13 protein-coding genes are annotated in these 11803 nt (G+C 71.9%); 10 read left to right on the top strand and 3 right to left on the bottom strand.

Translation table 11 applies throughout. The annotated features are described in order from the left end of the window. The coding region (locus HEQ75_RS22775) for a hypothetical protein (protein ID WP_209318714.1) at window positions 1-275 on the bottom strand (275 nt) is incomplete at its 3' end. Window positions 276-386: 111 nt separating this feature from the next. On the opposite strand from HEQ75_RS22775, the gene HEQ75_RS22770 reads away from it, so the two are divergent. From HEQ75_RS22770 to HEQ75_RS22745, 6 genes are read left to right on the top strand one after another with little or no spacing between them, the layout of a single operon-like run. Further along, a complete protein-coding gene (locus HEQ75_RS22770; protein WP_209318713.1) occupies window positions 387-1217 on the top strand; it encodes an alpha/beta hydrolase in 831 nt (276 codons plus the stop codon). 41 nt (window positions 1218-1258) lie between these two features. Continuing rightward, window positions 1259-2458, top strand: a complete 1200-nt coding sequence (locus tag HEQ75_RS22765; RefSeq protein WP_168034425.1) for an ABC transporter substrate-binding protein — start codon at window positions 1259-1261, stop codon at window positions 2456-2458. A gap of 14 nt (window positions 2459-2472) precedes the next feature. After that, a complete protein-coding gene (locus HEQ75_RS22760; protein WP_168034424.1) occupies window positions 2473-3396 on the top strand; it encodes a branched-chain amino acid ABC transporter permease in 924 nt (307 codons plus the stop codon). Continuing rightward, the gene (locus HEQ75_RS22755) at window positions 3396-4343 is read left to right on the top strand and encodes a branched-chain amino acid ABC transporter permease (protein WP_168034423.1); all 948 of its coding nucleotides are present in this window, start codon (window positions 3396-3398) and stop codon (window positions 4341-4343) included. Before HEQ75_RS22760 ends, HEQ75_RS22755 begins: the two co-directional genes overlap by 1 nt. Further along, window positions 4336-5109 (top strand): ABC transporter ATP-binding protein, encoded by a 774-nt coding sequence (locus tag HEQ75_RS22750; protein WP_168034422.1) that lies wholly within the window; start codon window positions 4336-4338, stop codon window positions 5107-5109. The genes HEQ75_RS22755 and HEQ75_RS22750 overlap by 8 nt, the downstream gene beginning before the upstream one ends. Then, window positions 5103-5819: an ABC transporter ATP-binding protein gene (locus tag HEQ75_RS22745; RefSeq protein ID WP_168034421.1), complete on the top strand. Its 717-nt coding sequence runs from the start codon at window positions 5103-5105 to the stop codon at window positions 5817-5819. The genes HEQ75_RS22750 and HEQ75_RS22745 overlap by 7 nt, the downstream gene beginning before the upstream one ends. Window positions 5820-5831: 12 nt before the next feature. Here the strand turns inward: HEQ75_RS22745 and HEQ75_RS28895 are convergent, their stop codons facing one another. Both HEQ75_RS28895 and HEQ75_RS22735 read right to left on the bottom strand, forming a co-directional pair. Further along, window positions 5832-5927: a type II toxin-antitoxin system VapC family toxin gene (locus HEQ75_RS28895; protein ID WP_168034420.1), complete on the bottom strand. Its 96-nt coding sequence runs from the start codon at window positions 5925-5927 to the stop codon at window positions 5832-5834. Between the two features lie 179 nt (window positions 5928-6106). Then, window positions 6107-8425 carry a bifunctional salicylyl-CoA 5-hydroxylase/oxidoreductase gene (locus HEQ75_RS22735; protein ID WP_168034419.1) on the bottom strand — a complete coding sequence of 773 codons (2319 nt, stop codon included), beginning with the start codon at window positions 8423-8425 and terminating at the stop codon, window positions 6107-6109. Window positions 8426-8537: 112 nt separating this feature from the next. On the opposite strand from HEQ75_RS22735, the gene HEQ75_RS22730 reads away from it, so the two are divergent. The 4 genes from HEQ75_RS22730 to HEQ75_RS22715 are packed head-to-tail and all read left to right on the top strand — an operon-like array spanning window position 8538 to window position 11789. Beyond that, entirely contained in the window at window positions 8538-9263 is a 726-nt protein-coding gene (locus HEQ75_RS22730; protein WP_168034418.1) for an SDR family NAD(P)-dependent oxidoreductase, read from the top strand. Continuing rightward, a complete protein-coding gene (locus tag HEQ75_RS22725; protein WP_168034417.1) occupies window positions 9260-9778 on the top strand; it encodes a MarR family winged helix-turn-helix transcriptional regulator in 519 nt (172 codons plus the stop codon). Before HEQ75_RS22730 ends, HEQ75_RS22725 begins: the two co-directional genes overlap by 4 nt. Continuing rightward, window positions 9775-10602 carry an enoyl-CoA hydratase family protein gene (locus HEQ75_RS22720; RefSeq protein ID WP_168034416.1) on the top strand — a complete coding sequence of 276 codons (828 nt, stop codon included), beginning with the start codon at window positions 9775-9777 and terminating at the stop codon, window positions 10600-10602. Before HEQ75_RS22725 ends, HEQ75_RS22720 begins: the two co-directional genes overlap by 4 nt. After that, window positions 10602-11789: an acyl-CoA dehydrogenase family protein gene (locus tag HEQ75_RS22715; RefSeq protein ID WP_168034415.1), complete on the top strand. Its 1188-nt coding sequence runs from the start codon at window positions 10602-10604 to the stop codon at window positions 11787-11789. Before HEQ75_RS22720 ends, HEQ75_RS22715 begins: the two co-directional genes overlap by 1 nt. The last annotated feature ends 14 nt before the right edge of the window (window positions 11790-11803 follow it).

Genomic DNA, 11803 nt, shown 5'->3' with positions numbered 1-11803 from the left:
GCCGCACCGGCCGCGGAGGCGCCCGCGGCCGCACCACTGGCCGCCGCGCTGCCCACCAGCGTGGCCGCGCCCTGCGCCCCGCCCGCGACGGCGGAGCCGGCGGTGCCGATCAGCGAGCCGACGGCGCCCACCGCCGTGCTGCCGACGGTGAGCGCGGTGGAGGCGGCGGTGCCGACCACCGTGGTGGCGATGGAAGTCGGGCCGCAGCCGGCCAGCAGCAGGGCCGCCGAGACGATGAGCCCCCCCGGCAGCCCTCCCGGCCTCGATCCGCTCATCCGCTGCATGGCACATCCCCGGTTGCGGGCGGGAATGTATCGTTCCGTATCCCGGAGGTGAAGGGTGAACAGGGCTTGCGGGGCGCAACCGCCCGGCGTGCAATGCCGGGGATGCAGCCCGAAATCCCGCCGGATCCCGTCCTGGAAGCCGAATACAACAACCGCGCCCGGGTGCCGGAACACCCGGCGCATTTGGCCGCCTGGGCGCGCGATGCCGCCGCCTGGCGGGAAGCCTGCCCGGCGGCGGAGTTGGGCCTGGCCTATGGCGGGCGGGAGCGGGAGCGGCTCGACCTGTTCTGGCCGGACGCCTCGGCGCGGGAGTCGCCGGTGGCGCTGTTCATCCATGGCGGCTACTGGCAGGGGCTGGGCCGGGAATGGGCCAGCCATTGCGCGCGGGGGTTGAACGGGCTGGGCGTGGCGGTGGCCGTGCCGTCCTATGATCTGTGCCCCGCCGTGCCGCTTGCCGCCATTGTCGAGCAGATGCGGGCGGCGGCGGCGATGCTGCACCGGCGGCATGGGCGGCGGCTGCTCGCCATGGGCCACTCCGCCGGCGGCCATCTGGCGGCGATGCTGATGGCGACCGACTGGCCGGCGCGGGACGCAGCGCTGCCGGCCGGGCTGGTGCCGGCGGCGCTCCCCATCTCCGGCGTCTTCGACCTGGCGCCGCTGCGCGCCACCTCCATCGGCGTGGCACTGGCGCTCGATGCGGCCGAGGCGCGGCGCCTGTCGCCGCTGTTCCTGCCGCGGCCGGCCGGGGCGCTGCATTGCGTGGTCGGCGCGGCCGAGAGCGCCGCCTTCCTGGCTCAGGGCCGCGCCATGGCGGCCGCCTGGGGCGGCAGCTTCGCCACCCTTCCCGGCGCCGACCACTTCACCGTGCTGGCGCCGCTGGCCGATCCGGGCAGCGCCATGGTGCGCCACGCAAAGGCACTTGCGCCGGCATGATCTTTCAAGCCTAAAATATCTCGGGAGACGGAGGGACAAACATGAGCATCCAGATCGGCCGGCGCCAGGCGCTGGGTCTTGCGACGGGGCTTGCTGCAGGCAGCCTGGCGATTCCGGGCCTGGCGCGGGCCCAGGCGGCGCCGGTGAAGATCGGCCTGGTGGCGGTGCAGACCGGCCCGGCGGCGACGCTGGGCACGCATCTGCGCGACGGCTTCCTGCTCGGCATGAAGCATTTGGACAGCAAGCTGGGCGGCCGCGCGACCGAGGTGCTGCCGATCGACGACGAGCTGCGCCCGGATGTCGCCGTCACCAAGGTCCGCGCTGCGCTGGAACGCGACAAGGTGGATTTCGTGGTCGGCGTGGTGTTCTCCAACATCCTGGCCGCGATCATGCGACCGGTGACGGACACGCAGACCTTCCTGATCTCGACCAATGCCGGCCCCTCCCCCTTCGCGGGGCGTGGCTGCAACCCGTATTTCTTCGCCACCTCCTACGTCAACGACCAGAACCACGCGGTGATGGGCAAGGCGGCGCAGGATGCCGGCTACAAGCGGGTGATGCTGCTGGTGCCGAACTACCAGGCCGGGCGGGATTCCGTCGCGGGCTTCAAGTCCGAATTCAAGGGCGAGGTGGTGGAGGAGATGTTCACCCCGCTGACCCAGATGGATTTCTCGGCAGAGCTGGCGCGCATCGCCGCGGCCAATCCGGACGCGCTCTTCACCTTCATGCCGGGCGGGCTGGGCGTGAACCTGGTGCGGCAGTACCGCCAGGCCGGGCTGCAGCGCATCCCCTTCCTGTCCGCCTTCACGGTGGATGAATCCGTGCTGCCCGCGCAGGGCGCCGCCGCGGTGGGCTTCCAGACCGGCACGAGCTGGACGCCGACCCTGCCCGGCGAGCAGAACGCCCGCTTCGTCCGCGATTTCGAGGCGCAGTTCAACTACGTGCCGGCCAGCTACGCGGCCCATGCCTACGACGCCGCCATGCTGCTGGACAGCGCGCTGCGCCGCACCGGCGGCAGCCTGGCCGACAAGGGCGCGCTGCGCACCGCCCTCAAGGCCGCCGATTTCCGCAGCGTGCGCGGCAACTTCGCCTTCGGCGCCAATCACTTCCCGGTGCAGGATTTCTGGCTGGCCAAGGTGGCGCAGCGGCCGGACGGCAAGTTCCAGACCGAGCATGTGCGCAAGGTGTATGAGAACGTGACCGACCCCTTCGCGGCGCAGTGCCGCATGCCGGCCGGCTGAGGACCACAGGGCGGATGTCGCTGACGCTGCTGCTCGTCCAGGGGCTGAACGGGCTGCAGCTCGGCATCCTGCTGTTCCTCATCGCTGCCGGGCTGACGCTGGTGTTCGGGGTGATGGATTTCATCAACCTGGCGCATGGCGTGCAGTACATGCTGGGCGCCTATCTCGCGGCCTATTTCGCCGCGCAGACGGGCAGCTTCTGGTGGGCACTGGCGCTGGCGCTGCCCGCGGCGCTGCTGGTGGGCCTGGTGCTGGAGGTGCTGGTCTTCCGGCACCTCTACGACCGCGACCATCTGGCGCAGGTGCTGGCCACCTTCGGCGTCATCCTCATCCTGAACGATGGCGTGAAGTGGCTGTTCGGCGCCGCGCCCCTGCAGGTGCCGATGCCGGCGGACCTCACCGGCGGCATCCCGATCATGGATGGGTTGCTGTATCCGCATTACCGCCTCGCGATCATCGGCGGCGGGCTGGCCACGGCCGGGCTGCTGTGGTGGCTGGTGGAGCGCACGCGGATCGGCATGCTGATCCGCGCCGGCGCCACCAACGCACCGATGGTCGCGGCCCTGGGCATCGATATCCGCCGGCTGTTCATGGTGGTGTTCGGCTTCGGCGCCATGCTGGCGGGATTCGCCGGGGTGATGGCGGCGCCGATCCTTTCGGTGGAGCCGGGGATGGGCGACAACCTGCTGATCCTGGCCTTCGTCGTCATCGTCATCGGCGGCATCGGATCGGTCCGCGGCGCCTTCCTGGCGGCGCTGCTGGTGGGGCTGGTGGAGACGCTGGGGCGTTCGCTGATGCCGGACCTGCTGCGGCTGCTGCTGGACGCGTCCCAGGCGCGACAGGTGGGCGCGGCGCTGGCCTCCATGCTGGTCTACATCGCCATGGCGGCGATCCTCGCCTTCCGCCCGGCCGGGCTGTTCCCGGTACGCGCCGGCTGATGCGGACGCTCGCGAAGGAAGCGCCGGCGCTGCTGGTGCTGGGCGCGCTGGCCGCCGCGCCCTGGCTCGGCTTCGGCGAGAGCTGGGCGCTGACGCTGCTGGCGCGCGCCATGATCCTGGCCATGGCGGCCGTCTCGCTCTCCTTCCTCGTGGGCGGCGCCGGGCTGGTCTCGCTCGGCCATGCGGCGATGCTCGGCTTCGGCGCCTATGCGGTGGTGATCCTGGACGATGCGCAGATCGTCGAGGCCTGGGTGGTGCTGCCGGTGGCGATCACCGCGGCGGCGGGCTTCGCGCTGGTCACCGGCGCGGTCGCCATCCGCACCAGCGGCGTGCACTTCATCATGATCACGCTGGCCTTCGGCCAGATGGCCTATTTCACCGCCACCTCACTCTCCGGCTATGGCGGCGACGATGGCTACACGCTCTATGCCCGCACCGAGCTGGGCGGCAGCCGCATCCTGTCGGACCGGCTGTCCTTCCACTTCATCTGCCTGGGCGCGCTGACGCTGACCTGGCTGGTCTGCCGGATGCTGCTCGCCTCGCGCTTCGGCCGGGTGCTGCGGGCGGTGCGCGGCAACCCGCTGCGGGCGCAGGCGCTGGGCTTCTCGCCCTACCCCTACCGGCTGCTGGCCTATGTCATCGCAGGGGGGCTCGCGGGGGCGGCCGGCTTCCTGTTCGCCAATGCGACGGAATTCGTGGCGCCGGCCTACATCGCCTGGCAGCGATCCGGCGAGTTGCTGTTCATGGTGATCCTGGGTGGCATCGGCGGGCTGCACGGCGCGCTGCTGGGCGCCTTCGGCTTCGTGCTGCTGGAGGAAGTGCTGTCCCACCAATGGGAGCATTGGCGCATCGCCTTCGGCGTGCTGCTGATCCTGGCGGTGCTGTACCTGCCCGGCGGCCTGGCCGGTTTGCCGGCACAACTGGCAAGGCGGCGCGGCGGTGGCTGAGCCGGTCCTGGCCCTGCGCGGCCTGCGCAAGCGCTTCGGCGGCCTGGCGGTGACCGAGGATGTCTCGCTGGATGTCGCGCCCGGCGAGATCCACGCCGTGATCGGCCCGAACGGCGCCGGCAAGACCACGCTGATCAACCAGATCAGCGGCGTGCTGGCGCCCGATGCCGGGCGCATCCTGTTCCTCGGCCGCGACATCACCCGCCTGAAGCTGCACCGGCGGGCCCGGCTGGGGCTGGCGCGGTCCTTCCAGATCACCTCCATCATCCCGGACTTCACGGCGCTGGAGAATGCGGCGCTGGCCGCGCAGGCGGGGGAAGGCACCTCCTTCCGCTTCTTCCGCCCGGCGGGGAAGGAGGCCGGCCTGAACCGCGCGGCCATGGTCGCCCTCGAACAGGTGGGCCTCGCCCGGCGCGCCAACACGCCGGCCGGTGCGATGAGCCATGGCGAGAAGCGCCAGCTGGAACTCGCCATCGCCCTGGCCACCCAACCGCGCCTGCTGCTGCTGGACGAGCCGCTCGCCGGCGCCGGGCCGGAGGAGACGGAGCGGCTGATCGGCATCCTCTCCCTGCTGCGGCGGCGCTATGCGATCCTGCTGGTGGAGCACGACATGCAGGCGGTCTTCGCGCTGGCGGACCGCATTTCCGTCCTGGTCTATGGCCGGCTGATCGCCACCGGCACGCCGGCGGTCATCCGCCAGAATGCGGAGGTGCGCGCCGCCTATCTCGGCGAGGACGACATCCCGCTGGCGGCCGCGCCATGCTGAAGCTGGAGGGCGTCACGGCCGGCTATGGCGGCAGCCAGGTGCTGTTCGGGATCGAGCTCGAGATCCGGGTGGGCGAGGTGGTGACGCTGCTCGGCCGCAACGGCATGGGCAAGACCACCACGGTGCGCGCCATCATGGGGCTGCTGCCTTCCCTCGGCGGGCGGATCTGGGGCGGGGAGATCGTGCTGCATGGCCGCGCGGTGGCCGGGCTGCCGGCGCACCGGGTGGCACGGCAGGGGCTGGGGCTGGTGCCGGAAGGCCGCCAGGTGTTCCCCACCCTGACGGTGGAGGAGAACCTGCTGGCCACCGCCGCGCAGCGCGGCGCCGGCGCGCCGCGCTGGACGCTGGAGGCGGTCTACGCCTTCTTCCCCCGCCTGCGGGAACGCCGCCGCAACCCCGGTGCCAAGCTCTCGGGCGGGGAGCAGCAGATGGTGGCGATCGGCCGCGCGCTGATGACCAACCCGCGCCTGCTCATCCTCGATGAGGCGACGGAGGGCCTGGCGCCGCTGATCCGTGCCGAGATCTGGCAGGTGCTGGCGCAGTTGAAGGCGGAGGGCCAGGCCATCCTGCTGATCGACAAGAACCTGGCCGCCGTGACGCGGCTGGCCGACCGGCATGTGGTGATCGAGAAGGGCCGCACGGTCTGGACCGGCGACAGCGCGGCCCTGGCGGCGGCGCCGGCGGTGACGGAGCGCCACCTGCATCTGTGAGCCCGGACGGGTTCAGCCGACCAGCAGGATCTCCGGGCCGTAGCGCGCCACCAGCGGATCCGCGGTGACCAGCACCACGCCCTCGACCCCGGCCTGCGCCCCCAGCATCCGGTCGAGGGGTCCCGGTGGATCGGTGGCAGGCGCGCCACGGCCACCGCGTGCTCGCCGGTGACGGCCATCTCGCGATAGCCGGCATAGAGCAGCCCGCGCCGCAGCCGCCGCGGATCGACGGCGAAATCCGCCGCCATTGGCAGACGCTACGGCAGGCCCGCCGCCTGGGCGCGGGGCTATTCCGCCGCCCGCGGCAGCGCCGGGCGCGGCGCGTGGCTGGCAGGGCGGGCCTTCAGCTTCAGCTCGCGGAGTTCCGCTGCGTCCTTCGCCGCGTTGCGCAGCGCCGCTTCCTGCCCCCAGCGGTATGGCAGCGGGCAGTGCACCGCCTTCACGCCCTGGCGGGCGGCGGCATGCAGGGTGAAGAAGGGGTCGGTCAGGTGCGGCCGGCCGAGGGCCACCAGGTCCGCGCGCCCCGCCGCGACGATGGTGTTCACCTGGTCCGCGCTGGTGATGTTGCCCACGCACATCACGGCCACCCCCGCCTCGTTGCGGATCATGTCGGCCCAGGGCAGCTGGAACATCCGGCCATAGGTGGGGCTGGCATCGGCGACCGTCTGGCCGGTGGAGACATCCACCAGGTCGCAGCCGGCGGCGGCGAAGGCGCGCGCGATGGCCAGGCAATCGGCCTCGGAAAGCCCACCCTCCGCCCAATCGGTGGCGGAGATGCGCACGGACATCGGCTTCTCCGCGGGCCAGGCTTCGCGCAGCGCGGCGAAGACCTCCAGCGGGTAGCGCAGGCGGTTCTCCACCGGGCCGCCATACTCATCCGTGCGGGTGTTGGTCAGCGGCGAGAGGAAGCTGGCCAGCAGGTAGCCATGGGCGCAGTGCAGCTCCAGCATGTCGAAGCCGCAGGCGAGCCCCCGTCGCGCGGCGGCGACGAACTGCGCCTTCACCGCCTCCATCGCTGCGCGGTCCATCGCCCGCGGGACCTGGCTGTGCCTGTAGTAGGGGATGGGGCTGGCGGAGAGGATGGGCCAGGCGCCCTCGGCCAGCGGCTGGTCCATCCCCTCCCACATCAGCCTCGTCGCGCCCTTGCGCCCGGCATGGCCGAGTTGCAGGCACATCTTCGCCGCCGATGTCGCGTGCACCAGGGCCACGATGCGCGTCCAGGCCGCCTGCTGCGCGTCGTTCCACAGCCCGGCGCAGCCCGGCGTGATGCGGGCCTCCGGCGCGATGCAGGTCATTTCCGTGAACACCAGCCCGGCGCCGCCCATCGCCCGCGCGCCGTAATGCGCCAGGTGGAAATCGCCCGGCACGCCATCCTCGGCCGAGTAGAGGCACATCGGCGAGACCACGACGCGGTTCGCGACCTTCATGGCGCGCAGCGCGAAGGGCTGGAACATCGGCGGCAGCCGGGCGTCGCCGGCCACCTCCTCCGCCACCGCGCGCTGGGTTGCCGCGACGAAATCCGGCGCGCGCAGCGCCAGATTGTCCCAGGTGATGGCCTTGCTGCGCGTCATCACGCCGAAGGCGAAGCGCGTCGGCGAAAACCCCCAGAACCGCTTCACATGCTCGAACCACACCAGCGAGACATTGGCCGCGTGCTGCGTGCGTTCCACATCCTCCCGCCGCCCGGTCTCATAGGCTTCCAGCGCGGCGGGCACGTCCCGGTTCGCGCGGAAGGCCTGGTGCAGCGCGATGGAATCCTCCATCGCCAGCTTGGTGCCGGAGCCGATGGAGAAATGCGCGCTGGCCTTGGCGTCGCCCAGCAGCACCATGTTGCCGCGAACCCATCGGGCGCAGGTGATGGTGGGGAAGCGGCGCCACTGGCTGCGGTTGGTCAGCAGCCGGTGGCCCTGCAATTCCTCGGCGAAGACGCTCTCCAGGAAGGCGGCGCTGGCCGCCTCGTCCATGCCCTCCAGCCCGGCCTTCGCGAAGGTCTCGGGGTCCGTCTCCAGCACCCAGGTGCTGGCGCCGGCCTCATACTGGTAGCAATGGGCGATGAAGATGCCGTGCGGCGTTTCCTTGAAGAAGAAGGTGAAGGCGTCGAAGGGCCGGGTGCTGCCCATCCAGGCGAAGCGGTTCGGGCGCAGGTCCAGCTGCGGCTGGAAGTGGTCCGCGAAGCGTTCGCGGATCGGGGAGTTGATGCCATCCGCGGCGACGATCAGGTCGGCATCGGGGAAATCCTCCGGCGCTGCCTCCCGCCGGAATTCCAGCTCCACGCCCAGTTCGCGGGCGCGGGCGGCCAGCAGCATCAGCAGGGTGCGGCGCGAACAGCCGCAGAAGCCATTGCCGCCGATGCGGTGTTCCGCACCGCGCGCGACGATGGCGATATCGTCCCAATAGGCGAAGCTCTCGGTGATGGCGCGGTAGCTCGGCTCATCCGCCTGGCGGAAGGCGTCCAGCGTCGCGTCGCTGAACACCACGCCGAAGCCGAAGCTGTCCTCCGCCCGGTTGCGCTCCACCACCGTGATGCGGGAGGCCGGGAAATCCCGCTTCATCAGGATGGCGAAATACAGCCCTGCCGGGCCGCCGCCGATCACCGCGATGCGCATCCGTGCCTCCTGAAGCGTGGCCGGATATAGTTTAGGCTTCAAGCATCCAGCCTTCAACCGGATGTTGCGCGCGGCGCCGCGGATGTTTTAGGCTTCAAGCATCGGAGGCGGCATGGATCTTCACGGCAGGACGGCCCTGGTCACCGGCGGCGGCAGCGGCATCGGCGCCGCCTGCGCCACGGCGCTGACGGCGGCCGGCGCCACGGTCACGGTGCTCGGCCGGCGCCCGGCGCCGCTGCGGGCGATGGTGGCGGCCGGCGCCGCGCAGCACGTGCTGGAAGCCGACATCACCGCCCTGCCCGCCCTGCCCCGCTTCGACCTGCTGGTGCACGCCGCCGGCATGGCCGAGAGCGCGCCCTTCCTGGCCTCCGACGCCGCGCTGTTCGAGCGGCTGTGGCGGGTGAACCTGCTGGGTGCCGTCGCCACCGCGCAGGCCGTGCTGCCGGGCATGCTCGAAGACGGCTTCGGCCGCATCGTCATGCTGGCCTCCACCGCCGGGCTGAAGGGCTATGCCTACACCACCGCCTATGCCGCCTCGAAGCACGCACTGCTCGGCCTGGTGCGGTCCCTGGCGCAGGAGGTCGCGGCGCGCGGCGTCACCGTCAACGCCGTCTGCCCCGGCTTCACCGAGACCGCCATCGTCGCGCGAGCCACCGCCCGCATCATGGCGAAGACCGGCCGCGGGGAAGCCGAGGCGCGGGCCGAGCTGACGAAGCACAACCCGCAGCGCCGCCTGGTGCAGCCGGCGGAGGTGGCGGCCGCGGTGCTGGCGCTGTGCGGCGCGGGGGCTTCCGCCATCAACGGCCAGGCCATCGCGGTGGATGGGGGGGAGACATGAGCCCGGACAGCCTGCCCCCCGCGATCGATGCGGAAACCGCCCTGGCCCATGCGCCGCCCGGCCACAAGGACGAGCTGCGCCTGTGGCTGCGCATGCTGACCACGACGACGCTGATCGAGGGCGAGATCCGCCGCCGCCTGCGCCGGGACTTCGACACCACCCTGCCGCGCTTCGACCTGCTGGCGGCGCTGGACCGCGCCCCGGCGGGGCTTTCGCTGGGCGAGGTCTCGCGCCGCATGATGGTCTCCAACGGCAATGTCACCGGCCTCGCCGCGCGGCTGGTGGAGGATGGGCTGGTGGAACGCCGCGCCCGCCCCGGCGATCGACGCGCGCAATTGCTGCGCCTGACGGCGAAGGGCCGCCGCGACTTCGCCCGGCAATCCGCGGCGCATGAGGCCTGGATCGCGGAGCTTCTGTCCGGGCTGAGTGCGGTGGAGCGCGGCGCGCTGTTCCGCCTGCTGGGCCATGCCAAGATCTCCGTCCGCACCGCGCTGCCGGAGGAGGAAACGCCATGATCCCCGCCCTCGCCCCGCCGCTGGCGGATTACGCCGCGCGGCATGTGAAGCTGGCGGTGGCGGAGGGTGTCGCCACCCTCACGCTGGACCGGCCGGAGCGGAAGAACCCGCTGACCTTCGAAAGCTATGGCGAGCTCACCGCCATCTTCCGCGCCGCGGTGCAGGATGAGGCGGTGCGCGCCTTCGTCGTCACCGGCGCGGGCGGCAATTTCTGCTCCGGCGGCGATGTGCACGAGATCATTGGCCGGCTGCTGGAACGCGACACCAAGGGCCTTATGGCCTTCACCGCCATGACCGGCGACCTGGTGAAGGCGATGCGCGCCTGCCCGCAGCCGATCCTGGCGGCGGTGGATGGCGTCTGCGCCGGGGCGGGAGCGATCATCGCCATGGCGTCCGATTTGCGGCTGGGCACGCCGCGGGCGAAGGTGGCCTTCCTGTTCAACCGCGTCGGCCTGGCCGGCTGCGACATGGGCGCCTGCGCCATCCTGCCGCGGCTGGTCGGCCAGGGCCGCGCCAGCGAGTTGCTGTTCACCGGCCGATCCCTGCCCGGGGCCGAGGCGCAGGCCTGGGGCTTCTTCAACGCGCTGCATGAGCCGGACGCGCTGGCCGGGGAAGCCGCCAGGCTGGCAGCGAGCCTCGCCGCAGGGCCCGCCTTCGCCAACGCGATGACCAAGCGGATGCTCGCCATGGAATGGGCGATGTCGATCGAGCAGGCGATCGAGGCGGAGGCGGTGGCGCAGGCGCTGTGCATGACCACCAATGATTTCCGCCGCGCCTACGACGCCTTCGTGGCGAAGCAGCGGCCCGTCTTCAGGGGCGATTGATGGCCGACATTTCCTTCCTCGACTGGCCCTTCCTGGAGCCCCGTCACCGCGACTGGGCGGCGGAGGTGGAGGCATGGGCCGCGGCGCATGCCGAAGCCCTGTCGGATGAGCACGACGCCGATGCCAGCGTCATCCGCCTGGCCCGCGCCATGGGCGATGCCGGGCTGCTGCGCGTGCCCTGCCCGGTGGACGGCGTGCTGGATGTGCGGGCGCTGTGCCTGGCGCGGGACATCCTGGCGCGGCACAGCGGGCTGGCGGATTTCGCCTTCGCCATGCAGGGCCTCGGCACCGGGCCCGTCACCCTGTTCGGCACGCCGGCGCAGCGTGAGCGCCTGCTGCCCGGCGCCCGCGCCGGCACCGCCCTGGCCGCCTTCGCATTGAGCGAGCCGGAGGCGGGCAGCGACGTCTCCGCCCTGGCGCTGGCGGCGACCCCCGATGGCAACGGCCATTACCGGCTGAACGGCGACAAGACCTGGATCAGCAATGGCGGCATCGCCGCCAGCTACGTGGTCTTCGCCCGCACCGGGGAGGCACCGGGCGCCAAGGGCCTCTCGGCGTTCCTCGTGCCCGCCGAGGCGCCCGGGCTGGCGGTGGCGGAGCGCATCGAGGTCACGGCGCCGCACCCGCTGGCGCGCCTGCGCTTCGACGATGTCCGCGTCGCCGCCGAGGATCTGCTCGGCCGCCCCGGCGAGGGCTTCAAGGTCGCCATGGCGACGCTGGATGTCTTCCGCGCCACCGTCGGCGCCGCCGCGCTGGGCTTCGCCCGCCGCGCGCTGGACATGACCGTGGCGCAGGCGAGCACGCGGAAGATCTTCGGCGGCACGCTGTTCGACCAGCAGATGTCGCAGGCCGCCATCGCCGACAGCGCGGTGGATGTGGAGGCCTCGGCGCTGCTGGTCTATCGCGCCGCCTGGCTGAAGGATTCCGGCGCCGCGCGGGTGACGCGCGAAGCCTCCATGGCGAAGCTGCACGCCACCGAAGCGGCGCAGCGCTGCGCCGACCGCAACGTGCAGATCCATGGCGGCCTCGGCGTCACGCGCGGCCACAAGGCCGAGGAATTGTACCGGGAGGTCCGGGCGCTCCGCGTCTATGAGGGCGCCTCCGAGATCCAGCGCGTGGTGATCGCCCGCGCGGAACGCGACACAAGAACCCCCGCCGAACGCCAGCTTCGCACATCACCTGGATGAAACGGGGATGGACG

The organism is Falsiroseomonas selenitidurans (genome assembly GCF_012103215.1).
Classification (GTDB): Bacteria; Pseudomonadota; Alphaproteobacteria; order Acetobacterales; family Acetobacteraceae; genus Falsiroseomonas; species Falsiroseomonas selenitidurans.
Note: the sequence above shows the minus strand (reverse complement) of the source record. Positions and strands in the feature narration are given on the sequence as shown.